A 24,834-nucleotide genomic window follows, 5' to 3' on the forward strand; every position below is an offset into this window, starting at 1 on the left:
AGTGATTGGTAAACCATTGCAATCATTTGAACAGAAAAGGAAAAGACCATGAATCCAAAAAAGAAACAACTTCTAGATGCCGCCTATCAGCTATTCGTCGAAAAAGGATATCAATCGACGTCCATCCAGGACATTCTTGAGCACAGTAATGTTTCCAAAGGAACGTTCTATAACTACTTCTCCTCTAAAAATGAATTATTCATCGATGTATTCAATACCGTCTTTGAAAAGATGCGGACAGCGCGCAAGGAAATTCTCGTCGGACGAGATGTCTCGGATTATGAGACGTTCATTCAACAAGGTAACTGTTACTTGGAACTGATGCAAAAATATAAATTGTATACGTTGTTCGAAGAGGCGATTGCTTCAAATGAAAAAGAACTGAAGACGTTCATGGAGAATAACCGTCTTCTCGAGATCGAATGGACGTTTGAACGATTACGTGATTTATTCGGTCAGACGAAAGAACCGTATCTTCTAGATTTAGCGGTCATTTATACAGGAATGTTGCAATATGCGATGTACTTCTTCCGACAATCTGAACCGAACACACAACCGGAACGTGTCGTCCGTTACGTATTCAATCGATTGACGCATCTCGTCGAAGACGTCAGTCGGACGGAAGAACAGTTGATTCCGCCGCGCTTCCTATCCGTTTGGCTCGACCGTCCACAAGATGAAGTCGTCATTCGGAAGGATTTGTTCGAGAAGACGAGTGCGCATATGAAACGCTTGATTACCCTGTCATCGATTTCCGATGAATCGAAGGAAGCCCATGAAGAGGTTCTTGATTTCATCTATGAAGAACTACTCGAACGGAAGAAACCAAAAATTCATCTTCTACGCCGGGCACTCGAGACGATGGACGAAGATCCGGTCTTTGCGGGTCAGGAGATCATGGCAACCTATAAGGCGATGGTCGATGAGATTGCCCGTGTGCGGACCAAAAATTCCTAAAAAGGTTGCTTTTTGAAACTGACCAGATTACACTGAGACCATTCATGTTAGAAAAGGGGTCTCATCATCATATGTTTACTCAATGGAAAAAAGAGTGGTTCCTGCAACCAAAAGCGGATTTGCTGTCCGGAATCGTCGTTGCCTTGGCACTCGTTCCGGAAGCAATCGCGTTTTCGCTGATTGCTGGCGTTAATCCGATGGTCGGTTTATACGCTTCCGTCATCATTGCGATCGTCATCTCGATTGCCGGCGGTCGTCCCGGAATGATTTCAGCTGCGACCGGTGCGATGGCACTCGTCGTCGTCCAGCTCGTCAAGGACCATGGTGTCGATTATTTACTAGCTGCCGGTATCCTTGCCGGAATTCTACAAATCGCGTTCGGATTTTTAGGAATTGCTAAGTTATTACGGTTCATTCCTCGATCCGTCATGGTCGGATTCGTCAATGCTTTAGCGATTTTGATTTTCTCGGCACAACTGCCGCAGTTCGAAGGACAGAACTGGATCATGTACGCAATGGTCGCCGCATCACTCGCCATCATCTTGTTATTCCCACGCGTGACGAAAGCGATCCCGGCACCACTCGTTGCGATCACGATCATGACAGTGTTGACGGTCGTCTTCTCACTTGATACACGAGTCATCGGGGACATGGGGCAAATCGAAGCGGCGTTACCAAGCTTCTTCCTGCCGGATGTTCCGTTCTCGCTTGAGACGCTCCAAATCATCTTCCCGTATGCTTTGTCACTTGCATTCGTTGGGTTGATCGAATCGTTGCTGACAGCACGAATCGTCGATGAGATGACGGATACGACGTCGAACAAAGCGATGGAATCACGCGGACAAGGAATTGCGAACATCATCGCAGGTATGTTCGGTGGCATGCCGGGCTGTGCAATGATCGGTCAATCGGTCATCAATGTCACGTCGGGTGGGCGTGGTCGCTTGTCGACGTTGACAGCAGGTGTGTTTTTAATGCTGTTGATGTTTACGATGAATGATCTATTGATGACGATTCCGATGGGAGCACTCGTCGGCGTCATGTTCTTCGTCTCGTATGCGACGTTTGACTGGGGATCATTCAAGATGCTCAAGACGTCACCGAAGAGTGATTCTGCTGTCATGCTCGCAACCGTTCTCGTCACCGTATTGACGAACGATTTATCAATGGGTGTTCTTGTCGGAATCTTGCTTGCTGCGTTATTATTTGCGTCAAAAATTTCTCGTATTCAAGTCGAGCGCAAGGAGCAAACAGATCGAGTCCGTTATACGATTCGTGGACCGTTGTTCTTCGCATCGACGACAGCATTTGCAGAACAGTTTCAGCTCGAAACTGATCCATCATCCGTCATCACACTTGATTTCTCAGCGTGTCACTTGTTTGATGATTCCGCTATCGAAGCAATCGAAAACGTCGTCTTGAAATACGAACGACTTGGCAAAAAAGTCGAACTTGTTGGATTGAATGAAGAGTCGCAGGCTCTTGTTGATCGACTAGCTCAGCGGATTGCGTAACGAATTGTATAAAAGGGGTGGCATTCCTAGGTACTTTGGGAATGCCACCTCTTTCTATTGTCTCGACGAGTCATATACGCACTATGTATCCAATAATTGTATGATGTGATAAGGTGTAAGCTATTAAAAAAGAAAGTTATTATGAACTAACGTTAAAAACTTTAATTCAACTCACTTTAATAAGTAAACGAGGTTCACTAAATGAAAAATTACCATTTGAATAGAATACTCAATTTAAGGACAGTCGAAGCATATTTTTTGAGAGATGGTTATTTAACACCACCTATGTATTGCCTAATACTCATTGACTATCAACGTCCTAGCACTATTGACGATTTTCCTTATTTAAAAAATATTGATGGAATCTCGGAAGACGACTTTGGATATGATAATTTTATAAAAGCAATCATTATTTCACCTGAGGAAGTTACTCAAGAAACGTATGATGAATTATGTACCGTGGCAGGTGGTTTTTTAGAGGATAAAGAAGAGTGTCGATGGAATTTGGATATTGAAGTTATTGGTAATTTCAAACATAAAAATAATTTGGATGACATTTTTCCTTTACTCCAAAATGTATTAGAAAAATACAAGTGTCCTATAAATATTCATCATATTCCTATAGAAAAATTTAACTTCTTATCACAGGAATAAATGAGTATGATGTTTTAACATTCAAACCTACTACTCGTCCGATATGATTTATAAGATATCTATATGATCTTCAACTGTTGAAACGAACTAAAAGTCAAAGAATGACTGAATACCATGTATGAATTATGTTTTATCACTAAAAATAATAGCAAAACGATTTGAGGATTGAACATGTGCTGGAGAGGATAAGTGCGACGTGCTTTCAGTTTCGCTATACTAGAAACAAAAGGGGGCATTTAGGATGAAATGGTTTCGATTTGAGCAAGAAGGAAAAGTAGGTATCGGGGTTGAACGGGATGGCTCTACATATGATGTGACGGCACAAGTCTATACGGATTCATTGTTTGAAGTGATTTCACGTGAGTTCGATGTTGATCTTGATTTAGATATCGCGCCACTACTTAAAGGGGATTTTCGAAAACTGGCACCGTATATTCCGGCACGAAACGTCATCTGTGTCGGCAAGAACTACGCCGATCATATCAAGGAGATGGATACGGCGGGAGCGGGGAAATTCGTCTTGTTCACGAAAGCACCGACATCGATCGTTGGTCCGTTCGAATCGATTGAGCGGCATGCGGATTTGACACAGCAACTGGATTATGAAGGTGAACTCGCCATCATCATCGGCACGACGGGGCGTGATCTGACACCTGAGAATGCACTTGATCACGTGTTTGGCTACAGTATCGTCAATGATGTGACAGCGCGGGACTTACAAAAAGAACACGTCCAGTTCTTCCGTGGCAAATCACTCGATGGGTTCTGTCCGTTCGGACCGGTCATCGTCTCAGCGGACAGCTTTGATCCGCGTGACGTCCTCGTCGAGACGCGTGTGAACGGGGAACTCCGTCAATCGGGATCAACCGCCTTGATGTTGCGTGATGTCGTAACGATTTTAGTTGAAGTGTCGCGCGGGATGACGCTTGAAGCAGGGGACGTCATTGCGACAGGCACTCCGGCTGGTGTGGGTCACGGCATGAAACCACCGGTCTATCTTCAGACAGGGGATGTCGTCGAAGTATCGATTGAAGGAATCGGTCGCTTGCAAAATGAAGTCCAGTGAACGAAGATGACTGAAATGACCGATTTTCATTCACCACTTTCCGAATTACTTTGGAAAGTGGTTTTTTATTTTGTGAAAATCGTCAAAAATTTAAAAAATGATTGATTCTAACCAACAAAACAGTCATAAAATGACCGTTTTTGATGTATAATGAAACTATAAGAACGGTTTAATGTCGAAAAAAGTCGTATTTTGAACGTTTTATAAAGAATTTATATAAATTTTGAACGTTTTTGATTGATTTTTAGATGTAAACGCTTTATATTAAAGATGCGGAGGGAAACCTTATGTTAACCAAAAAACGCCATCAACTCATCCTTGAGCTTTTAGCCCGAGAAGAAGTCGTCAAGATGCAAAAGATCGTCGAACAAACCGGTGCGAGTGAATCCACGATTCGTCGGGATTTATCACAACTCGAGACAGCAGGTCATCTGCGTCGGGTGCACGGGGGCGCGACAGCGAACCATTTGCAAATTGAAGAACCGAGTTATTTCGAGAAGAGTGACCAACACGTCGAAGAGAAGGAGCGGATCGCGCGAGCGGCTGCCGACCTGATTGAAGACGGGATGTATGTCTATCTCGATGCCGGAACGACGACGCTTGCCATCGTTCCGTATCTCGAAGAGAAGGCGATTACGGTCGTAACGAACAGTCTTCCTCTAGCGAACACGTTACTCTATCACCGTATCCCGACGTTCGTCGTCGGAGGGCAACTCAAGCATTCAACGCAGGCACTCGTCGGTTACAACGCACGTGAAGGAATGTTGATTTACCATTTTGATGTCGCGTTCCTTGGGATGAACGGTGTTCATCCGGCACAAGGCTTCACGACACCGGATCCGGAAGAGGCACTCGTAAAGAAGACAGCGATCGAATTAGCAAAACAATCGTATGTACTCGTCGATGAGACGAAGCTGGATGCAATCAGTTTCAGTCGGGTGGCGTCCTTGCAAGCGGCGACGATCATCACGACGACATCCAGTGAGCAAGAAGCGAAATACAGTCAATACACAGAGGTGGTGAACGCGAAATGATTTATACACTGACACTCAACCCATCCATCGACTATTATGTCACGTTACCGGTATTTGAGGCAGGACAAGTCAATCGTGTCGAACAGGCGGAAAAAGTGGCCGGAGGGAAAGGGATCAACGTCTCTCTCGTCCTAAAAAACTATGAGGTGGAAACACAAGCACTCGGATTCCTTGGAGGAAGTACCGGACAATTCATTCGGACGGAACTCGAGAAACGAGGCGTGTTGACGGACTTCACACCGATTCAAGATGAGACGCGAATCAACGTAAAGATTCGCGCCGATCAAGAATCTGAGCTGAATGCAGCGGGACCGAAGATTCAACCGGAAGAGCTGGAGCATTTATTATCCCGATTCAAGACGATGGAAGCCGGTGACATCGTCGTCTTCGCAGGTAGTATCCCAAGCAGTCTGCCGCATGATCTCTATCGTCATATCGCGACGATCCTGAATGAACGGAACGTCCGCTTCGCTGTCGATACGACGAAGGAAGCGATGCTTGAAGTCTTACCGCTCGGTCCATTTTTAATCAAGCCGAATCACCATGAACTCGGTGAAATCTTCGACGTCGAGATTACGTCGAAGGAGATGGCCGTTCCATACGCCCAACAGCTCGTCGAGCGAGGTGCCGAGAACGTCGTCATCTCATTTGCAGGAGACGGAGCACTGCTTGTCAATCGTGAAGGTGCCTATACGGCAAACACACCGGCAGGGAAGCTCGTCAATTCCGTCGGTGCTGGAGATTCACTCGTCGCTGGATTCGTCGCCAGCCACGCGCTCGGTAAATCACCAGAAGAAGCGTTCCGCTATGCGGTGACGACTGGTAGCGCGTCTGCTTATTCCTTTGGTCTTTGTACGAAGGAAGATATCGATCGTCTCATCAAAGACGTCAACGTCGTTGAACTCATTCAATCCTAAAAGGAGTGTGACTACTCATGAAAATTACTGATCTCTTGACACGTGATACGATTCAGCTCGATTTACAAGCGTCATCTAAAGCCGCTGTCATCGATGAACTCGTCAACGTCCTCGATCGGGCAGGAAAACTGAACGATCGCTCGGCATATAAAGAAGCGATTCTCGCACGGGAAGCGCAAAGTACGACAGGTTTAGGGGAAGGCATTGCCATTCCACACGCAAAAACAGCAGCAGTCAAAACACCAGCGATCGCTTTCGGTCGTTCGGCAGGTGTTGACTACGAAGCACTCGATGGTCAACCAAGTCGGTTGTTCTTCATGATCGCAGCGGGTGAGAACGCAGATAATGCGCACCTTGAAACACTTTCGAAACTATCGGTTTATCTGATGGATATGAACTTCCGCGATACGATCCTTGCGGCTAAAACGAAAGACGAAGTCATCGCAGCAATCGAAGCGAAGGAACGTGAAGAAGAAGGTCCAGTTGACGTCTCAAGCGACAACGTTGACCAAGACGCACCGTATATCCTCGCTGTCACAGCTTGTCCGACAGGGATTGCACACACGTATATGGCGGCTGATGCCCTTCGCCAAAAAGCAGAAGAGATGGGTGTCCGCATCAAAGTCGAGACGAACGGATCGACAGGCGTCAAGAACGGTTTGACACAACAAGACATCAACGATGCGACAGCGATCATCGTCGCTGCGGATAAAGCGGTTGAGATGGATCGTTTCAACGGGAAACACGTCGTTGAAGTACCGGTCGCACAAGGAATTCGTAAACCACAAGAATTAATTAACCGTGCCGTCAAACAAGACGCACCTGTATACAAAGCGAGCGGTTCAAGCGAAAGTTCAAAACCAGCGCGTGGTGGATTCTACAAACACTTAATGAGTGGGGTATCCGCAATGTTGCCACTCGTCGTCGCTGGTGGTCTCTTGATTGCGATCAGCTTCTTCTGGGGAATCAACTCTGCGAACCCGGATGATCCGTCATACAACGAGTTCGCTGCTCAGTTAATGTCGATCGGGAAAGCTGCATTCGGTCTCTTGATTCCGATCCTCGCCGGATTCATCGCGATGTCGATCGCTGATAAACCAGGTCTTGCTCCTGGTCTGATTGCTGGTTTCCTTGCAAGCAACGGTAATGCTGGTTTCCTCGGTGGATTGATTGCCGGTTTCCTTGCTGGTTACGTCGTGCTCTTGCTCGTTAAAGTCCTCAAAGGTCTCCCAGCAGCACTTGAAGGAATCAAACCAGTCTTACTCTATCCATTGTTTGGTTCATTCATCACAGGGATGATCATGTTGCTCGTCATCAATGAGCCGATCGCGAAGTTCATGACATGGCTCACGGATTCGTTGAACGGGCTCAGCGGTGGGAACGCAATCCTCCTCGGTATGCTCGTCGCAGGTATGATGGCAATCGACATGGGTGGTCCAATCAACAAAACAGCATATGTTTTCGGTACAGCTGCTCTTACAGCAGGTAACACGGAAGTCATGGCAGCCGTCATGGCAGGTGGGATGGTTCCACCACTCATCGTGGCTTTCTCATCAACATTATTCGCACGTAAGAAATTCACACCGCAAGAACGTGAAGCAGGTATCGCTGCTTACGCAATGGGTGCATCGTTCGTCACAGAAGGTGCGATTCCATTTGCAGCAGCCGATCCACTCCGCGTCATTCCTTCAAGCGTCATCGGTTCAGCTATCGCTGGTGCATTGACGATCGTCTTCGGCGTCTTGCTCCCAGCACCACACGGCGGTATCTTCGTCTTCCCGTTACTTGATGGTCCATCAGGTACGGTCATGGCAATCGTCGGTTACGCGGGTGCGATCCTCATCGGTTCACTCGTCGGTGCGGCAATCCTATCCTTCCTCAAAAAACCACTTGTTGACCAATCGGTCGCGAAAGCGGAAATGACAGAAGGAACAGGTACGAAAGCATCATAATTCATCTAAATCCTCTCCGTTTTCAAGCGGAGGGGATTTTTTGTTGAATTTTGACGGCTAACGGTGAAGAATAGAGGGCATACTGAATAAGAAGGAGGGATGGACATGGGTGGACAATCCTTACAAATCGGACCACGGACCATCAAGACAGGTCTTGCGGTCATCTTGGCGCTGTTGATCAGTAATCTGTTCAACCTCAGCCCGATCCTGCCTGCAATCTCGGCAGCGACGACACTCCTGCCTTCGGTCTATCAGACATGGAAACAATTTCTCGAGGAAGCAGAGGCCAACTTGATTGGTGCCTTTTTGACGTTACTCGCACTTTGGATTTTAGGGGATAATCCAGCCAATCCGCTCGCGATCGGAATCGTCATCATGGCAGCAATCTCGATTTTGCTAGCCTTTGGTTTCGGGCGGACGATTCCACACGTCGTTTTGATGATCATCGTCATTCTCGAAAGTGTGGCGACAGCGACCGAGCCACTTTGGCAAGTCGTCCTGATCCGTTACTTGCTCGTCATGCTCGGGATTGGCTGTGCGCTTGGCATCAATGCGCTGATCTTCCCGCCGCGCTATGGCAATGTCTACTATCAAAAAGCGACGAAACTCTTCGAAAAGCTGCTCGTCGTCACGCGAGCGATTGCCTTCGAAGGCAAGGTCGCCCCATATCGGGCGGCAATCGATAAAATGTCAAATTCGCTCCTTGAGACACAAAACTTGTTCAACCTACACAAGGAAGAGATTCGAGGAACGCGTCAGAAGCACGCCTCGCTCTTACGGAACCTCTTGATTCTCAAACATATGCAATCGTGCCTCGAACGTGGTGTCGCGACGGCAGAGCGCTTCAGAGAGCGAGAGAAGGCCCTTGACTCGATTGCGGACGATCTTCGGAGTGAATTGTTTTATCACTTGATGCATATCGCCCAGCGACAAGAGAAGGTCTTGCTGACATATGATCTCTTATTGACGGAAGAACCACTCGCAATGGAGGATCTCGTCAAAGAGAACATCGCCTTCGTTAAGCACTCTTTCCTTGACCGCGATGAACTCGAGGAAGAAGTCATCATGGAAATCTTACCGATCGTCGTTTCGATGAATGAGTGGATCCAAGAGCTTGAAGCATTCGAAAAACGGCTCAATGGTGCGCTTCGTCGTCATATCACATCACTGACGATCGAACAAAAATCAGTCCGTGATAAAACATTTAATCGATTTAAACGTAAAAAAGCCATTGACGAAAGTAAAAAGTAAGCGTATAGTCCTCCTTAACGATACTTTACTTGCTAAAAGCATAACAGTATAACAGCATAACAGAACGAAAGATTAAGCGATGATGAAACCGAAGTAAAGACCATCTCCCTGTTTCAGAGAGCACGTGGCGCTGCGAACGTGTACACAGATGGTGTTGAATTACAGTTTCTGAGCTTCTTGCGTAAGCGAGCGGAGCACACCGTTATCCCAATCATAAGTGACTCAGTCGATGACTGGGTAATCAGGGTGGTACCGCGGCTTTCGTCGCCCCTGTCGAACAATATGTTCGGCAGGGGCTTTTTTGTTATCTCACATTCATTCAAGGGGGAACTCATATGTCTACACCAATCATTCCAAGTCATTTACGTCCACACGTCGCACCACAGCACTACGAAGACTACACGCCAACGGATCATGCCGTTTGGAGATACGTCATGCGACTGAATTTAAATACGTTACAAGATACAGCACATCCGGCATACCTCGAAGGGCTTGCTGCATCGGGCATCAGCCCGGAACGGATTCCGGACGTGCGTGAAATGACAGCGAACCTAAGCCGTGGAGGCTGGGGAACAGTCGCTGTTGATGGTCTCATTCCTGGCGTCGCCTTCTTCGATTTCCAAGGGCACGGACTCTTGCCGATCGCGACCGACATTCGGAAGGTCGATAACATTCTCTACACACCGGCGCCAGATATTTTGCATGAAGCAGCGGGGCACGCGCCAATCTTGATGAATCCGGTCTACGCGGAATTCGTTCGACGCTTCGGTGAGATCGGGGCACATGCCTTTAATCATAAAGCCGAGCATGACGTGTTCAAGGCACTAAAGAAATTGACGATTGTCAAAGAGAGCCCGTTCTCGACGCCAGCCGACATCGAGCAAGCTGAAGTCGAACTCGCGGAGACACGGACACACGTCAAAGGAATTTCGGAAGCGAACGAAATCTCACGTCTGTTCTGGTGGACGGTTGAATTCGGTCTGATTGGTAATATCGACAACCCACAAATCTACGGGGCAGGTCTTTTATCATCCGTCGGTGAAAGTCGCCACTGCTTAACGGACGCGGTCGTCAAACATCCATTCTCACTTGAAAAAGCACTTGCAACGAAACATGACGTGACGAGCATGCAAAAAGAACTCTTCGTTTGTGAATCGTTCGAACAACTCCGCGATGCACTTGAAGAATTCGCACAGTCGATGTCTTACATTCGCGGTGGCATCCACGGACTAACAAAAGCGGTCGAATCGGGTAACCTGTCAACGCTCGTCTTCGACAGTGGTCTCTCGCTCGTCGGTGTTCCTGAAACGCAAGAGATTCACGATTCGCTTCATCTCGTCAAACTAACAGGTCCGACAGCGCTTGCTGCGAACGGCGAAGTGTTGACAGGTCAAGGACTTGCAGATCATCCGGAAGGCTTTACACTCCTTCACGGCAAGGAATTGAACGAAGTATTGATGCAAGTCAAAGTCGGTGAACGTCTCGACTGGGCGGAAGGAAATGTTCGCGTCACAGGGGACATCACAGCGATTCAAAACGTCAATGGAAATCGGGCGCTCGTCGTCTTAGAAGCAGCGACGCTTGCAAACGACGGGAAAACGATGACGATGGACCGGATGGAATTGATCGTCGGTGACATCACGTCAGCATTCCCGGGAACGGAAGTTGAAGCACTGAAGCCGATTCCGGAAACGGTCGAGTTCGAACGAATCGAACGTCCGTTGACAGCGGCTGATCCGATCTTCGAAGTCGTCCGCGAGATTCGCGAAGGTCGTGCCGGACGAGAACGGTTACCGCAACTGATCGATCAGACACTCGTCCAGTTACCGGACGCTTGGTTACTCCGTCTTGAATTACTCGAGTTAGCGGATGAAGTCGATCAACCACGTCTGATTGCAGATCTCGAGCGCTTAAAAGCGACATCTGAGCAGCGAGATGAATTGATCACGCGTGGGATGGCCTTACTCGACGTCGTTCATCAATGAGTCGAACTCCGGTTCTGAACCTGTTAGAATGGAGACATTCGGTAAAAGGGGATGATCGGTTATGACAAATTATTATCAAGACGTAAAGGAATTCCACCGTGTGTTTTCACACCCTGGCGCAACGACGCCAACACCTATGACGGTCGATCGTGGAATCAAACGCTCGACCTGGACGGCAGAAGAAGCGGTCGTTGAGTTCCTGCATCAATCGGCGACGAGTGAAACAGAATTTCTCGAAGCAATCGAACGTTTCAAGTCAGGACTTGATACAGCGGTCGAAAAATCGCTTCAGATGAAACAACCCGAAACAGATGTCGAACGGCTCGTCGGACAAGGGGATGCCTTGACGGACGCCCTCTACTTCATCATGGGAAGCTTCGTTGAGGTCGGGCTTGATCCGGCTCCATTGTTCGAGATCGTCCAGCGTGCGAACATGGCGAAGCTTGGACCGGACGGAAAACCAATCTTCCGGGAATCGGACCAAAAGGTCATGAAACCGGAAGGCTGGCAACCACCGGAACCACAATTAGAAGCAGAAGTGCGTCGGCAAATCGCTGTAGCTTCGAGTACGTCGAAAGCGTGATTCATGACGATAAAAAGAGAGGGATGACTGGTCTGCGAACCGGTCATCCCTCTCTTGTTGTATTTATTCACTTTTGACTTGATAACGCGATAAATCGAGTTGACGGGCGGTCAGGAACTCGACCCCTTCTGCTTCAAGTGCCAGTCGCTGTTCATCGCCTTCAAGCGATAGTTTTCCACCAGCAGCGAGCACGCGGTGCCACGGTAGACGTTCCGTCTTACTCATACTGTGAAGAATCCGCGCTACTTGTCGGGCGCTACGCGGATGGCCGGCGAGTCGAGCGACTTGCCCGTACGTCATGACCCGACCAGCAGGGATCGAACGAATGATAGTCAGGACATCTTGCGTGAATGGTGTCATGTTTCGTCCGTAGCAACGACATACTGTTGAATCTTATCGTCTTCATCAAAGCCGATCGTCACATCGATGATGCCTTGTTGCAGGCGAATCTGGAGTTCGAGACGGTCCTTGATATCGTCCGCTTGTGCGATCGTCAACGTCGGGTCGACTTCAATCTCGACTTCGACGTGGAAATGATCGCCTTCCTTAATGACTTCTAGTTTACTAATGTCCTTGACGTCAGGGTCCTTTATGATTAGACCGCCGAGACGTGCTGCCATCGTCTCATCGGCTTCACCCAGTGCACCAGCTGCGTTTTGCAGGAAGACATTCCCGACGACGTAAAACATCATCAGTCCGATGAGGATCGAAGCAATTCCTTCTGCCTGATGGAACGGTGTCACATGCGAGATGATGACGGCGAGCATCGCGACGACGCCACCAGCCGTTGCGACCAAATCTTCTAGGAACACAAGGCGTGTGGCTGGTTTCGCTTGTTTGAGTGAGCGGAAGCTGTCAAGAATCAAGCGTGGTCCTTTCGAGTCTAACTTCGCATCGTGCGCGATCTCTTGCATCGCTTTCACGAAAACGCCACTTTCTAAGACGACACCGACGAACAAGACAGACAACGTAATCCAAAAGCCAGTTGATTCTGTCGGTTCGATGATGTGGGCGATCCCTTCATGAATCGTCTCGTACGCCATGATACCGACGAAGAGGATGGCACCGAGCAAGACGAGATTGACGAGACGACCGAAGCCGTTCGGGAAACGTTTCGTCGGTGCCTTTTTACTGAGGGCAGAACCGATGAAGACAAAAAATTGGTTAGCAGCGTCCCCGAGCGTATGCATCATCTCCGCGAACATCGCGACATTTCCCGTCAGGACGTAGGCAATTGCCTTGATGATGGCGATGACGGAGTTAACGATGCCTGCCGTCAGCGCCGACCGGTTTCCCCGGCGTAATAACGTAAAAAATTCTCCCATGATTGTACTCCTTTTAGTTAAGTTACATATTAGTTCATTTTATTATGTTACATCATTTTGAGAAAAACGACTATCTTCACACGAAAAAACCCACGCAAGCTGCGCGGGTTTAACTCGTCAAGACAAGTCGACTGTTTTATTGATTTCGTTCTCATCGTCTTTGCCGACGACTTTCTTCAAGACTTGTTTGACGGACTTCGTCGTGTTTCCCGTTTCCCAGTATTCAGCAGCTTCCGTGTTGACCTTGATCAAGACGACTTTCGGATCTTCGTATGTCGTTCCAAGGTATGCTTCGTAGCGTGGACTCCAGAGCTCTTTTTTTCGTTCGATATCTTCGACGAGTTCTGCTGTCCCACGAATCGAGACGTATGATTTGTCGACGTACGCGACGTTAACGCTCGGATTCTTAAGTAGTTCTTGGTACTTGTCTGTTTCTTTTGAAGTGAGGAACCAGAGGTCGCCATCAAATTCGATATCCTGTGTCTGCATCGGACGCGATACGAGTCCTTCTGCTGAAATCGTCGTCAGCATCGCTGTTTCGATTTTATCAATCAGTTTCTTGACCGTTTCGACTGCTTCTTGATTCGTAGTATGGGTTGACATGTAACTCCACCTCATTCGTTAGATTTTTATGCTCACTTAGGCATTGTTCCCTGAATTTCAAAATGAAAACGTCCCCATGATAGAAAGAAGCAGTTTCGTTGCACCGTACAACGAGGAGGCGTACAGTGTAGGTACGCATTCGAAAGAAAAAGGAGAGACATACATGAAACTTAGTATTTTAGACCAATCCCCGGTCTCTAAAGGACAATCGCCATCTGATGCCTTACACGAAACGGTCGAGCTCGCGAAAATCGCGGACGAACTCGGCTACCATCGCCTGTGGGTATCCGAACACCACTTCGCTAAAACATTGGCTGGTTCAAGCCCGGAAGTCTTGATCGCTTACATGGCGGCAGTGACGAAACAGATTCGCCTCGGTTCAGGCGGTGTCATGCTGCCGCATTACAGTGCTTATAAAGTCGCGGAGAACTTCCGTGTCCTTGAAGGGCTTGCACCGAACCGGATCGACCTTGGACTCGGTCGGGCACCAGGCGGTATGCCGCTTGCGACACGTGCGTTGCAAGAAGGATCGTCGCCACGTTTTGGTGGAGCCGATTACGGCGAACAACTCGATGATCTCGTCGATTACTTGAAAGACGGAGCACCTGCCGGACACCGGTTCGCGGGACTCGTCGCAACACCAGAAGTCGATACGACACCAGAAGGTTGGTTGCTTGGATCAAGTGGGGGTAGTGCCTTGAACGCTGCGCAACGCGGATTCGGATTTGCCTTTGCCCACTTCATCAATGGACAAGGTGGACAAGAAGTGATGGACTACTACCGTCATAACTTCATGGCGACGTCGTTCAATGAGACACCACAAACGCTCGTCTCGATCTTCGTGACGTGTGCTGAAACGACGGAAGAAGCAGAACGGTTAGCTTCAAGCCTGGATCTGTCACTACTCCTACTTGAAAAAGGGGTCTCGTCGACAGGAACGCCAACTCCAGAAGAGGCAGCGGCGTATCCGTATACGTTCCAAGACCAATTCCGGATCGCTGAAAACCGGAAGCGGATGATCGTTGGTAACCCGGAATCCGTTGCAAAACAATTGCAAGAGCTCGCTGATTCCTACGGCACAGACGAAGTAATGATCGCTTCGATGATCGCTGACAAGGAAGCAAAACAACAATCATTGAAATTAATCATGGATGCCGTCAAAGCGACGGTCTGACCGATACGCACGTCCTTTCTCACGAAGTGAGGGAGGACGTGTTTTTTGCGTCTGCTACGGGAATGCTCTCGGATAAGATGTCATTACGAAGTCGGAGGAATCCGAATGATGCTGCACCGAATAAGCCGACTGTACCGACTCCAAGTAGCACGATGATAGATACATGATCACTGAGTAAACCAAACAATAGGGTACCGATCGGCATCATCGCCATTGCAATGGATTCCAGCACACCGATGACACGTCCGAGGTAAGCCGGATCGGTCTGTTTTTGAACGATGAGCTGCAGTGGAATGTTCATCCGTAAGACGAGCATGCCGTCGATGAACAATAGAATCATGAAAAAAGGTAATAGTAGAGCAGATGGAACATAGCCGAGTAGGGCAAGTGCAGGAAGCGCATAACAAGAGGCGATTAAAAAGAGCGACTCGAATATCGTGCGTAACGGACGTTTCACCGTAAAGCGAGGTAAGGCAAGAAGCAACGAAGCGACAAGAAGACCGGCACCGAGTGCGGACTCGACCAGTCCAAACCGAAATGGTGTGAATTGCAGTCGATCGAGCAAAATGATTGGTAACAAGATTTCGAAAGCGACAAAAAAGAAGTTCAGGACAATCGCCATCAGGACGAGTGTCGTCAAGACCGGTTGACGGAACAGATAACGGTAGCCCTCTTTAAACTCCGAGACGAAAGACGGAGTATCGGTAGTAGCCAGAGGAGAGGTATCCACTGCAAGAAAGCGGAGGCGGCTATTCCACCAGGCAGCAGAAGCAAACAAGAGGAACGGTAAGATCAAGAATTGCGTGATGGAGACAGTGGCGATAAGAAATCCCGCAACGAGTGGAGCGGTGATCGTTGAGGTCGATTGAATCGTCGAGAAAAGCGCGTTTCCGCGTTGTAACTCATCTTCTTCTACGAGTCGCGGTAACGAGCTTGATAAGGTGACGGATAGGAACGTCGACAGGCTCGTCAAGAGGACACTAGCAACGATGTAATGAACGGTATGTAGAGGGGCTTGTAGCGAATAGAGCAGAAGTCCGAACAAGACGAGTGCACTTAAGCTTTCGGTCATGACGATGATTCGTTTCCGGTTCCAGCGATCAGCGAGGACACCAGCAACCGGTGAGAGCAAAATCCGTGGCACTGATCCTGCAAGCAGGACGAGCGCAAACTGAAAACCAGACGATGTTTCCCGTAAGACGGTCAGTCCAGCGACGAACGTAAAGAGACTTGCCGCAAATAATGAACAAAACTTTCCGAATAAGACACGCTTTAAATTAAATGACATCCTGTTCACTCCTTCAGAGTTAAATTTTATTGAACTTTAGTGTAGAATAAAGGAGTGGAAGAAAAATGTAAAGATAAAGTTCAATAAAATTTAACTTTTATGATAAAAGGAGTGACAAGTGTGTTAGGGGAACGTATCAAACAGATCCGAAAACAGAAAAAAATGACGCAAACGGACGTTGCGACCGGCATCATCACGAAGTCGATGCTCAGTATGGTCGAGAACGGGAAAGCGACACCGTCAGTGCCCGCACTACAGGCGATTGCTAGGCGATTACAAGTGACGGTCGAGGAATTGATGCTCGATCCGCGGGATGTTCGGATGCGGGAACTCCTTGAAACAATCCGTTCACGAGATACCTCATATCATTCGGACGAAAAGGTTCGGGAAATTCTGCATCCGTATTTAGTGCCAGAGACAAACTCTTACTGGCAAGGACAGGTCTTTCAGGAATATGGGGATGCCCTCCGAACGTCTGACCCGGAGCTTGGTTTGATTTATTTCGAGAAAGCAGAGCGGGTTTTTCAACAGCTCGGTCGTCAAGATGAACAATTACTTGCCCAAATCGCAAAAGTTTACTTTTTATTCAATCTCAAACGGACGAAGGAAGCGTATGAGCTGATCGAAGCAATGGATATACCACGTGAGATTCCACTTGCACCGAAAACCTATTTAAAGCTTCAAATCCTGCGTGCGCTCCGAGCAAGTTTGTTCGATGATCACTACACAGAAGCGATCGCCTTATTGCGTGAAGGGGTTCAGTATATGCGGGAGCAAGATGTCTATTATCATGTCATTTCGTTTCAACGTTTCCTCGGATTGTTTTTATATCTAGAAGGGGAAATCGAACAATCACGGCAAGAGTTTGATCGACTGGAGCAGTTTTTTGCATTTAGTGAAACGACTGCCGTCGGACGAATCGAAGTCGATTTAACGAAAGGACTCATCGCGATTTTTGAAAACGATACGGACGGCATGCAAATGGCGTGGGAAAAACTCGTCACTGTGGCGATCGATGACGCGAAGCATTACATCGGACAACTCGAAGTCCATCTCCTTGTCAACGGCATCGAATTACCGAATCAGACGCTGCAGCAGAGCGTCGATAAGATATGGGAGATGCAAGATGCGTGGCTTGCCGCGAGTGGATTCGACCAAGCGATGATGCTACAGACGCTCGTACTAGCGATGCAACGAGGGATTGGTCAGGAACGGCTGGAGGATGTCATTCGATTGAAGGATGATCTTCAAAGCGAACGACTCAAAGGCGATCTTGAGCGAGAGATACAAGCATTGGTTAAGGTTCAATGACAAAAAAACAGGCATGAGGCGAGTGCGCTTCATGCCTGTTCGTGTAAGGATGTCGTTCTTCTGAAAATCAATAAGACGCAAGCGGCGACGGAAACGATCAAGTGACCGATATAGACGTCTCCCGTCTGGATATAATGCAAGAGCATCGAGCCACCAAAAATCAATAAGGCAAGAAAGAGAAGCCGAACATACAGTGTTTTGTAAGACATGCAGACACATCCTTTCCATATCCAGTATATCCCAAAGTGAAGTGGTAAGACAAAAAACATCCACCCCGAGGGATGGATGAGGAAAGTTTAAAGTGATTTAAAGCCTAATAGTTTTTGCGTCCAGTAACGTTCCGATACACGGCTGATACCTAAAGCAGGTTCATTTGCATGAATGAACTGATCGTTGTTCAGCATGATGCCAATATGTGTCGGACCAGCGGCATAGGTGTTTTCGAAGAAGATGATATCGCCACGCTTCGGTTGACGTAATTTTGATAACTTCTCTCCGAGATACCGATCATCGTTCCAGTAACCGTTGACGTTCGTCCGTCCGACAGCATAGCCAGCGGCATTCAACGTGTAATTCACAAAACCAGAGCAATCGAATCCACCATTGACGGGGCTACTTGATCCCCAGACGTATGGTGTACCAAGATATTGTTGCCCAATCGAGATCGCACGTTCCATCAATGTCGAACCAGGTACGGTCGTCACAGGAGGTGGTGGCGTGACCGGAGGCGTCGTCGTGACGGATCCCGTCGTGATGTAACTCTTCGCAACATAGTAGAGACCCGTTCCAATCTTGATCTGGTACCAGCCGCTATCTTTTCCTGTCGTTTCACCTGTGACATTGACCGTTGAGCCGCGTCCGACTTGCGTGAAGACTTTAGAAGACGTCGAAGGCAATGTGCGGACGTTCAGCCCGGTTGGGGCATTGACGCGATACGTCTTCGAAGCATCAACCGGCGTCACAGAGACTCCGGGAGTCGTTGGTGTTGTTGGTGGCGAAGCTTTTGTTGAAGCTTTGACATAAGTTGAAGCAACATACGCTTCTTTTCCGTCGAGCTTGACTTGGTACCACGAATCAACGGCACCTGTGACATCGAGTACTGTCTGATGGGGTAATGTCTTGTAAATTTTTGCGTTCGTTGCTGCAGCAGTCCGTGCGTTCAAGCCTTCCTTCGCATTAACCGTGTAGATCTTCGAGCGATCGACCGCTTTAATGACGTTCTTGACGGGTGTCGTCGTAGCAGGTTTTGACGTAGACGTTACTTTCACTGTCTTTTTATCAACTAATGATGCATGGATAAAAGCTACTTGCTTCTTATACGTGATTTGATACCAATCACCGGATTTTTTCGTAACAGTCAGAACGCTATTTTTTGCCAGTTTTCCGAGTGATTTCGAACTCGTCGTTGCTTGTTGGCGGACGTTGACAGCATCGGTGTTCGTTATGTAGGTCGTCGTTGTCGTAGTCTTTACTGTCGTCGCCTTGACGTATGCTGAAGTGATGAAGGCTGGTTTTGACTGGTAACGGATTTCGTACCAGCTGTTGACCTTCTTGACTGCTGTCAGCTTCGTTCCTTTTTTCAGTGTCGTGATGACCTTCGCGGAAGTCGAGGCAGCCGAGCGAATGTTGACGTTATCCGTCAATGTTAAGGTCGTTGACGCAGCAGAGACCGGTCCAGTTGAACTGATCAAGGCGATCGTCGTAAGAGCGAGAAATGTCTTCTTCACGTGACGTAGCTCCTTCCAAATAGATAGGTAAAAATCGTTGTTACCATTTTGTCATAAAAAGTGCTAATTCCCCTGATTTTAAAATATATTTTTGTTCTAAAAAACTACGCGGTTGTTTTAATAAAAAAATGAATAGCTCGATACAGTATTTTCAAAAAAGTTCGAGTACACTAGAAGTACTCGGAAGGAGGCTACACATGTTACGCCGTTTTTATCAATATTATATCCCGCATAAACGTTTATTTTGGCTTGATTTCATATCTGCCTTATTCGTCGGGGTTTTAGAACTTGCTTTTCCACTCGCTGTCCAGTGGTTCATCGACTCCTTGTTGCCAAACGGTGAGATGAACTGGATCATCCTCGTCAGCGTCGGATTATTAGCACTCTACATCATCAGCACGTTGATGCAGTTCGTCGTCAACTATTTTGGACATAAGCTCGGGATCAATATCGAGACCGATATGCGTCGTCAACTGTTCAGCCATGTGCAGAAACAGTCGTTCCGCTTCTTCGATAATACGAAGACCGGTCATATCATGAGTCGGATCACGAATGATTTGTTTGATATCGGGGAACTTGCCCATCACGGTCCGGAAGATGCCTTCATTGCCGTCATGACATTGCTTGGTGCGTTCTCGATCATGTTGACGATCAACGTACCACTCGCGCTCGTGACGATCATTGCGGTACCGTTTTTGATCTGGCTGATTAGTTATGCGAACGTCCGGATGAATAAATCGTGGGACCGGATGTATGGTAACATCGCGGAAGTCAATTCGCGCGTCGAGGACAGTGTCTCTGGTGTCCGTGTCGTCCAGTCATTCACGAACGAAGCTTACGAAATCGAGCGTTTTGAAAAAGACAACGCGACGTTCCGGCAGTCGAAGATCAATGCCTACAAGGTCATGAGTAAGAGTCTATCCGGCATCTACTTGACGACCCGTTTGATGACGCTTGCCGTCTTAGTCGTCGGTGCCTACTTGACGTATCGCGAAGCTTTAACGGCAGGGGAACTCGTCGGATTCATTCTTTATATGAACATCCTGCTGAAGCCAATCGACAAAATCACCGCATTACTTGAGATGTATCCAAAAGGGATGGCTGGCTTCAAACGCTTCCTCTCGATGATTGATGAGGATGCATCGATTCCGGATGCGCCAGACGCACTCGTCGTTGATCGGTTGAACGGTGGCATCACATTCAAGGATGTGGCGTTCGGTTATGAAGCCGATCGTCTCATTCTAGAGAATATCAATCTGACGGTCGAACCGGGTCAGACAGTCGCGTTCGTCGGAACATCAGGGGCAGGGAAGACGACGATCTGTTCGTTGATTCCACGTTTTTACGATGTTCTAGATGGCGCAATCACGATTGACGGAATCGATATCCGGCAGATGACGAAGGAGTCTCTGCGACAACAAATCGGGATCGTCCAGCAGGATGTCTTCTTGTTCTCAGGGACGATCGCTGAAAATATCGCCTACGGTGACCTGAATGCGACGCACGAAGACATCGTGCAAGCGGCGGAACGTGCCCATCTCGGTCCGATGATCGCGGATCTTCCGGATGGGTATGCGACACAAATCGGCGAACGGGGACTCAAGTTATCGGGTGGGCAAAAGCAACGACTTGCCATTGCACGGATGTTCCTTAAGAACCCGCCGATTTTGATTCTCGATGAAGCGACGTCTGCGCTCGACACGGAAACGGAAGCACTGATCCAAGAATCGCTCGCCGAGTTGTCCGAGAACCGGACGACGCTCGTCATTGCCCATCGTTTAGCGACGATCCGGAATGCGGATAAGATTTTCGTCGTTACGAAGGACGGCATCGTCGAAGAAGGCTCGCATGACGAACTGATGAATCAAGGTGGTTATTTCTCCCGGTTGTTAGAGAGACAACGAGTTTGAATCGATTTGAAAGATTGGAAAGCAATGGACATGTTCCGTTGCTTTTTTTGTTCGTTCAAAAATAAGATTGTGTATGCTAATTTTAGGGAAAACGATTTATAGAAAAGAAGGCGAGGTGGAAGGATGTACGGTCAATTCTGTGAGAACTATGATGAGAGTTATCCCGTCTTGCGGGAAGAGACGTCACATGATTTCCATCGTTTTTTTGCACTGTCTTACACGATTCATGATACTGTCTTTGAACAAACTGTATATGAAAGACTAATGCGGACAATCAAACACAAGACATCGCGTTTTTCAGCGCTTCGGAGCCGTTATACGCCGTTACTTGTCGCCCATGTTCAATTGAATAGCACGGATCCCGATGTTCTCATCGAAGAGATCATCGTTGCGGAAAAGAAGATTAAACATCGCCTGATTCGTGATAAAGGGGTTCGTCCATTTTTTGCTCTCAACGAAGTATTGAATCGGCGTCAAGGAATCGATGCCTTTCCCTATATGGAACGGCTGCACGCGACACGACCTCATCTAAATGCAGCAAAGCAGTACGTCGTGACATCGACCTTGCTTGAACAGCAGCCATTACCAGAAGAATTTCTAGAGCGGGTCAATACATCGGAAGAGTGGCTCGCGCAATTCATGGAACGAACGAGTGAACGTGTCATTACGGCGCAAATCTTAGCGGCGCATCCAGATCCTTCAGCGCAACAGGAACGAATCATTGCGTGGCGGGAACTGTTAGAGCGGAGAGAGATCATCATCTGGGATCGTTTAATGCCAATTCTTGCGTTACTCCCTACAATGGAACGTGTCGACTGGATTTATGTGACCCGGATCGTCGACCGGGAGCGGGCACGGAATCGATTTTCAGACGAGGTCAACTGGTTGATTGCCTTTCATTTGTTGCTCTCTAAAACAGGTGTGACACGAGTTCAAGCCACGTTGTTATTGCTGGCTGCACTAGAGTTGACGAAAAAACCGTAAAACGAAAAACGAACGAGGAGTGGCGCGCGCCATTCCTCGTTCGTTTGGTTTAGTGACTTAATCGAACGTCGTAAACGTCGCATGTCGTTCGACCGGATACAGTTCCGTACCAGCGACAGCGTTCAAGATCAACTGGTTCCGCGAGACGGACATACCAAGATTATCCGCAGCCGGACCGTGTGATAATTCTAAATTAGCGGTTGCGTATAGATGGTGGGCTGTCTCGACCGAACGCACGATTTGGTAGTCGGCATCGACTTTCCAGGCATTCGGTGCTTCGAATACGATATCAAGTCGGTCGATGAAGCTCGGAAGGGATGGCGAAAAACCAGTTGCCGCAATGACGGCATCTGTTACGGACATACGTTCATCCTCAAGTTCTTGATGTTGCATCGCAATCGTGAACCGCTCATCGTACGTAATCTCATTTACTTCAAGATTCGCGCGGATCGCGACCTGTCGTTGTTCCTCTTCCGTCAAATCATAGAGATGGGCGTAGATCGATTGCAGGGTCTCCGGACTGATACCGTTCTGAGAGCGGGCAAACTTCTTGACCGACTCTTGTCGTACTTCGAGTGGAAGTTGGTTGAAGTACGTGACGTAGCTCGGTGAAAAAATTTCTTCTCCGAGTTTGCCGGTCTCAAGTGTCTCAAACAGTGTCGAACGCGCAATCCACTCGAGTTCAGGACGCTCTGAAGCAGGCGTCGTCAAGAGATCAAGGAAAATCTCGGCGGCACTTTGACCGGAGCCGACGATGCTGATTTTGTTGCGCTGAAGTAAATTTGCCTTGTTCATGACATATTGCGTATTGTGGATGACGCGTTCGTCAAACGTATCCGGGATGGCGGGTTTTGAACCAGTGCCGATGACGACGTTTCGTGCTTCGAACGTTTCGCGTTTACCGGTCGAGACATCTTCGACGAGGACTTCAAAACTATCACCGGTGTCTTGCACGTCGATGACACGTGTCGAAAAGCGGAGATCTTCAAGTTGTGTTGCGACCCAACGTAAGTAATCGTTGTAACCTTGTCTTGAAATCAGAAGTTTTTCATAGAAGTAAAACGTGTGGAGACGGTGAATCGATCGTAAGTAATTGAGATAGGAAAACGAACTTGTCGGATCGGCGAGTGTGACGAGATCGGAGATGAAGCTCGTCTGCATCATCGAGTCCTGGATCATCATGCCGGGATGCCATGAAAATTGTTCGCTTTCGTCAAAAAATAACGTCTTTAAATCTGTCGGATGCGCAAGTGCGCTCAATCCTAAATTCATCGGACCAATGCCAATGCCGATTAAGTCATACATAGAAAAAGCCTCCCAATTCGATATTGTTCTAAAACAATACCCGAAAAGGAAGGCGGACGAAACGTCAGGCTGAAGCTTTACAGCTGGTCGGTCGTCGTTGTTTTGGTTTCGACCGTCATCGTTTTCCCATCACGGATGATCGTCAAGGAGAGCGGTCCATCTGATTTGATCAGTGCCGTTTTGATGTCAACGAATGCTTTGATTTCGGAGTCATTGATTTTCGTGATGACGTCACCTGTTTTCAGTTTAGCCGCAGCAGCTGGACTGTTCGGTTCGACTGACATGACGACGACACCTGTTTTTTGACTGTCTGGTAGTTTGACTTGATCTTTAAGATAACCGGCAGGGAACGCCGCAACGTCTTGTAAGGACACACCGAGCGTCGGATGCTCAACTTTACCGTTTGTTTCAAGCTGTTTGAGGATTGGTAATGCATCATCGATCGGGATACTGAAGCCGACGCCTTCAACACCAGACTCAGCGATTTTCATCGAGTTGATTCCGACGAGTTGTCCTTGTTCATTGATCAAGGCACCCCCTGAGTTACCAGGGTTGATTGCGGCATCCGTTTGAATGACTGTCGTATTGAAGTCGTCTTGTCCATCACTGTTCGTATCGACCGGTACGGTCCGGTCTTTCGAACTGACGATTCCGCGTGTGACGGAGTTTTGGAACTCACCGAGCGGGTTACCGATTGCAAGGACCGTTTGTCCGGCTTTTAAGTCCGCTGATTTCCCGAGTGTGATGACGCCCGGAACATCGCTTGCGTCAACTTCAAGCACAGCTAAGTCATAGGTTTCGTCGCTACCAAGCAACTTGGCTGAGAGCGTCTTGCCGTCATTCAACGTTACATCGAGTTTTGATGCCCCATCGACGACGTGATGGTTCGTAATGATGTATGCTTTACCGTCCTCTTTCTTATAGATGACACCGGACCCTGAACCAGCCGCTGCTTCTTGTTGCGACATCGAGTTGCCCGCTTGATAGTTCGTTACGGTCACGACAGATTTTTGAGCCGTAGCAACTGCGTTCGTCACCGGATCATTCGTCGTCGTTGAGACTTGTTTTGGCATACCATTTGATAGTGGGGTATCAGCGACCTGCTGTTCTTGATCGAGTAGGATCGGAAAGGCAACCGTAGCCGTCAAGACCGCGCCGATGATGCCTCCAGTCAATCCAGGTAAAAGTGCTTTCGTTTTTCCAGCCATAAGTCATCATTCCTCTCTGTATGATTTCTGACTTCATCATAGCAAATGAAGCAATCTCTTATCTGATTACGGGAGACATTCCGAAA

General features: G+C 48.1%; 22 protein-coding genes and 1 other annotated feature. Of the genes, 14 read left to right on the forward strand and 8 right to left on the reverse strand.

What is annotated here, in order from left to right:
* Positions 1 to 48: 48 nt before the first annotated feature.
* The 10 genes from U719_RS05360 to U719_RS05405 all read left to right on the forward strand — a co-directional run bounded on the left by U719_RS05360 (position 49) and on the right by U719_RS05405 (position 11,913).
* The gene (locus U719_RS05360) at positions 49 to 957 is read left to right on the forward strand and encodes a TetR/AcrR family transcriptional regulator (RefSeq protein ID WP_023467724.1); all 909 of its coding nucleotides are present in this window, start codon (positions 49 to 51) and stop codon (positions 955 to 957) included.
* A 71-nt stretch (positions 958 to 1,028) separates the two neighbouring features.
* Entirely contained in the window at positions 1,029 to 2,471 is a 1,443-nt protein-coding gene (locus tag U719_RS05365; protein WP_023467725.1) for a SulP family inorganic anion transporter, read from the forward strand.
* A gap of 201 nt (positions 2,472 to 2,672) precedes the next feature.
* Complete coding sequence (locus U719_RS05370; protein ID WP_023467726.1) at positions 2,673 to 3,125, forward strand: hypothetical protein; 453 nt, start codon at positions 2,673 to 2,675, stop codon at positions 3,123 to 3,125.
* 241 nt (positions 3,126 to 3,366) lie between these two features.
* Positions 3,367 to 4,191: a fumarylacetoacetate hydrolase family protein gene (locus tag U719_RS05375; RefSeq protein ID WP_023467727.1), complete on the forward strand. Its 825-nt coding sequence runs from the start codon at positions 3,367 to 3,369 to the stop codon at positions 4,189 to 4,191.
* A gap of 287 nt (positions 4,192 to 4,478) precedes the next feature.
* The gene (locus U719_RS05380; protein ID WP_023467728.1) at positions 4,479 to 5,225 is read left to right on the forward strand and encodes a DeoR/GlpR family DNA-binding transcription regulator; all 747 of its coding nucleotides are present in this window, start codon (positions 4,479 to 4,481) and stop codon (positions 5,223 to 5,225) included.
* Complete coding sequence (gene pfkB / locus U719_RS05385; RefSeq protein WP_023467729.1) at positions 5,222 to 6,142, forward strand: 1-phosphofructokinase; 921 nt, start codon at positions 5,222 to 5,224, stop codon at positions 6,140 to 6,142. The genes U719_RS05380 and pfkB overlap by 4 nt, the downstream gene beginning before the upstream one ends.
* A 17-nt stretch (positions 6,143 to 6,159) precedes the next feature.
* On the forward strand, positions 6,160 to 8,094 hold the full coding sequence (locus tag U719_RS05390) for a fructose-specific PTS transporter subunit EIIC (protein ID WP_023467730.1): 1,935 nt from the start codon (positions 6,160 to 6,162) through the stop codon (positions 8,092 to 8,094).
* 105 nt (positions 8,095 to 8,199) lie between these two features.
* A complete protein-coding gene (locus U719_RS05395; RefSeq protein ID WP_023467731.1) occupies positions 8,200 to 9,345 on the forward strand; it encodes an aromatic acid exporter family protein in 1,146 nt (381 codons plus the stop codon).
* Positions 9,346 to 9,415: 70 nt separating this feature from the next.
* Positions 9,416 to 9,620 (forward strand) — a binding site (T-box leader).
* A 60-nt stretch (positions 9,621 to 9,680) separates the two neighbouring features.
* Positions 9,681 to 11,330, forward strand: coding sequence for an aromatic amino acid hydroxylase (locus U719_RS05400; RefSeq protein WP_023467732.1), 1,650 nt, complete (start codon positions 9,681 to 9,683; stop codon positions 11,328 to 11,330).
* Positions 11,331 to 11,391: 61 nt separating this feature from the next.
* Entirely contained in the window at positions 11,392 to 11,913 is a 522-nt protein-coding gene (locus tag U719_RS05405; protein WP_023467733.1) for a hypothetical protein, read from the forward strand.
* 63 nt (positions 11,914 to 11,976) lie between these two features.
* Here U719_RS05405 and U719_RS05410 read toward each other — a convergent pair whose 3' ends face one another.
* From U719_RS05410 to U719_RS05420, 3 genes are all read right to left on the reverse strand, one after another.
* Positions 11,977 to 12,273 carry an MGMT family protein gene (locus U719_RS05410; protein WP_023467734.1) on the reverse strand — a complete coding sequence of 99 codons (297 nt, stop codon included), beginning with the start codon at positions 12,271 to 12,273 and terminating at the stop codon, positions 11,977 to 11,979.
* Complete coding sequence (locus U719_RS05415; RefSeq protein ID WP_023467735.1) at positions 12,270 to 13,238, reverse strand: cation diffusion facilitator family transporter; 969 nt, start codon at positions 13,236 to 13,238, stop codon at positions 12,270 to 12,272. The genes U719_RS05410 and U719_RS05415 overlap by 4 nt, the downstream gene beginning before the upstream one ends.
* 117 nt (positions 13,239 to 13,355) lie before the next feature.
* Positions 13,356 to 13,841 (reverse strand): pyridoxamine 5'-phosphate oxidase family protein, encoded by a 486-nt coding sequence (locus U719_RS05420; protein WP_023467736.1) that lies wholly within the window; start codon positions 13,839 to 13,841, stop codon positions 13,356 to 13,358.
* Between the two features lie 163 nt (positions 13,842 to 14,004).
* Between U719_RS05420 and U719_RS05425 the strand changes: the two genes are divergently transcribed.
* Positions 14,005 to 15,015, forward strand: coding sequence for an LLM class flavin-dependent oxidoreductase (locus U719_RS05425; RefSeq protein WP_023467737.1), 1,011 nt, complete (start codon positions 14,005 to 14,007; stop codon positions 15,013 to 15,015).
* Positions 15,016 to 15,034: 19 nt separating this feature from the next.
* On the opposite strand, the gene U719_RS05430 is transcribed toward U719_RS05425, so the two are convergent.
* Complete coding sequence (locus tag U719_RS05430; protein WP_023467738.1) at positions 15,035 to 16,303, reverse strand: MFS transporter; 1,269 nt, start codon at positions 16,301 to 16,303, stop codon at positions 15,035 to 15,037.
* 120 nt (positions 16,304 to 16,423) lie between these two features.
* Here U719_RS05430 and U719_RS05435 point away from each other — a divergent pair, with 120 nt between their 5' ends.
* A complete protein-coding gene (locus U719_RS05435; protein WP_023467739.1) occupies positions 16,424 to 17,614 on the forward strand; it encodes a helix-turn-helix domain-containing protein in 1,191 nt (396 codons plus the stop codon).
* Between the two features lie 29 nt (positions 17,615 to 17,643).
* On the opposite strand, the gene U719_RS05440 is transcribed toward U719_RS05435, so the two are convergent.
* Both U719_RS05440 and U719_RS05445 read right to left on the reverse strand, forming a co-directional pair.
* Positions 17,644 to 17,823, reverse strand: coding sequence for a hypothetical protein (locus U719_RS05440; RefSeq protein ID WP_023467740.1), 180 nt, complete (start codon positions 17,821 to 17,823; stop codon positions 17,644 to 17,646).
* Positions 17,824 to 17,910: 87 nt separating this feature from the next.
* On the reverse strand, positions 17,911 to 19,341 hold the full coding sequence (locus U719_RS05445) for a C40 family peptidase (RefSeq protein WP_023467741.1): 1,431 nt from the start codon (positions 19,339 to 19,341) through the stop codon (positions 17,911 to 17,913).
* 197 nt (positions 19,342 to 19,538) lie between these two features.
* Here U719_RS05445 and U719_RS05450 point away from each other — a divergent pair, with 197 nt between their 5' ends.
* Both U719_RS05450 and U719_RS05455 read left to right on the forward strand, forming a co-directional pair.
* Positions 19,539 to 21,251, forward strand: a complete 1,713-nt coding sequence (locus tag U719_RS05450) for an ABC transporter ATP-binding protein (protein ID WP_023467742.1) — start codon at positions 19,539 to 19,541, stop codon at positions 21,249 to 21,251.
* Positions 21,252 to 21,374: 123 nt separating this feature from the next.
* Complete coding sequence (locus tag U719_RS05455; RefSeq protein ID WP_023467743.1) at positions 21,375 to 22,235, forward strand: DUF4003 family protein; 861 nt, start codon at positions 21,375 to 21,377, stop codon at positions 22,233 to 22,235.
* Between the two features lie 57 nt (positions 22,236 to 22,292).
* Here the strand turns inward: U719_RS05455 and U719_RS05460 are convergent, their stop codons facing one another.
* On the reverse strand, positions 22,293 to 23,540 hold the full coding sequence (locus U719_RS05460; RefSeq protein WP_023467744.1) for a lysine N(6)-hydroxylase/L-ornithine N(5)-oxygenase family protein: 1,248 nt from the start codon (positions 23,538 to 23,540) through the stop codon (positions 22,293 to 22,295).
* A gap of 77 nt (positions 23,541 to 23,617) precedes the next feature.
* Positions 23,618 to 24,748, reverse strand: coding sequence for a S1C family serine protease (locus U719_RS05465; protein ID WP_023467745.1), 1,131 nt, complete (start codon positions 24,746 to 24,748; stop codon positions 23,618 to 23,620).
* Positions 24,749 to 24,834 lie beyond the last annotated feature (86 nt).

The organism is Exiguobacterium sp. MH3 (assembly GCF_000496635.1).
Taxonomy (GTDB): domain Bacteria; phylum Bacillota; class Bacilli; order Exiguobacteriales; family Exiguobacteriaceae; genus Exiguobacterium_A; species Exiguobacterium_A indicum.

Bases quoted from the DNA above. Each gene is read 5' to 3' on its own strand.
- U719_RS05360 (WP_023467724.1), top strand. From the start codon at position 49: ATGAATCCAAAAAAGAAACAACTTCTAGATGCCGCCTATCAGCTATTC.
- U719_RS05365 (WP_023467725.1), top strand. From the start codon at position 1,029: ATGTTTACTCAATGGAAAAAAGAGTGGTTCCTGCAACCAAAAGCGGAT.
- U719_RS05370 (WP_023467726.1), top strand. From the start codon at position 2,673: ATGAAAAATTACCATTTGAATAGAATACTCAATTTAAGGACAGTCGAA.
- U719_RS05375 (WP_023467727.1), top strand. From the start codon at position 3,367: ATGAAATGGTTTCGATTTGAGCAAGAAGGAAAAGTAGGTATCGGGGTT.
- U719_RS05380 (WP_023467728.1), top strand. From the start codon at position 4,479: ATGTTAACCAAAAAACGCCATCAACTCATCCTTGAGCTTTTAGCCCGA.
- pfkB (WP_023467729.1), top strand. From the start codon at position 5,222: ATGATTTATACACTGACACTCAACCCATCCATCGACTATTATGTCACG.
- U719_RS05390 (WP_023467730.1), top strand. From the start codon at position 6,160: ATGAAAATTACTGATCTCTTGACACGTGATACGATTCAGCTCGATTTA.
- U719_RS05395 (WP_023467731.1), top strand. From the start codon at position 8,200: ATGGGTGGACAATCCTTACAAATCGGACCACGGACCATCAAGACAGGT.
- U719_RS05400 (WP_023467732.1), top strand. From the start codon at position 9,681: ATGTCTACACCAATCATTCCAAGTCATTTACGTCCACACGTCGCACCA.
- U719_RS05405 (WP_023467733.1), top strand. From the start codon at position 11,392: ATGACAAATTATTATCAAGACGTAAAGGAATTCCACCGTGTGTTTTCA.
- U719_RS05410 (WP_023467734.1), bottom strand. From the start codon at position 12,273: ATGACACCATTCACGCAAGATGTCCTGACTATCATTCGTTCGATCCCT.
- U719_RS05415 (WP_023467735.1), bottom strand. From the start codon at position 13,238: ATGGGAGAATTTTTTACGTTATTACGCCGGGGAAACCGGTCGGCGCTG.
- U719_RS05420 (WP_023467736.1), bottom strand. From the start codon at position 13,841: ATGTCAACCCATACTACGAATCAAGAAGCAGTCGAAACGGTCAAGAAA.
- U719_RS05425 (WP_023467737.1), top strand. From the start codon at position 14,005: ATGAAACTTAGTATTTTAGACCAATCCCCGGTCTCTAAAGGACAATCG.
- U719_RS05430 (WP_023467738.1), bottom strand. From the start codon at position 16,303: ATGTCATTTAATTTAAAGCGTGTCTTATTCGGAAAGTTTTGTTCATTA.
- U719_RS05440 (WP_023467740.1), bottom strand. From the start codon at position 17,823: ATGTCTTACAAAACACTGTATGTTCGGCTTCTCTTTCTTGCCTTATTG.
- U719_RS05450 (WP_023467742.1), top strand. From the start codon at position 19,539: ATGTTACGCCGTTTTTATCAATATTATATCCCGCATAAACGTTTATTT.
- U719_RS05455 (WP_023467743.1), top strand. From the start codon at position 21,375: ATGTACGGTCAATTCTGTGAGAACTATGATGAGAGTTATCCCGTCTTG.
- U719_RS05460 (WP_023467744.1), bottom strand. From the start codon at position 23,540: ATGTATGACTTAATCGGCATTGGCATTGGTCCGATGAATTTAGGATTG.
- U719_RS05465 (WP_023467745.1), bottom strand. From the start codon at position 24,748: ATGGCTGGAAAAACGAAAGCACTTTTACCTGGATTGACTGGAGGCATC.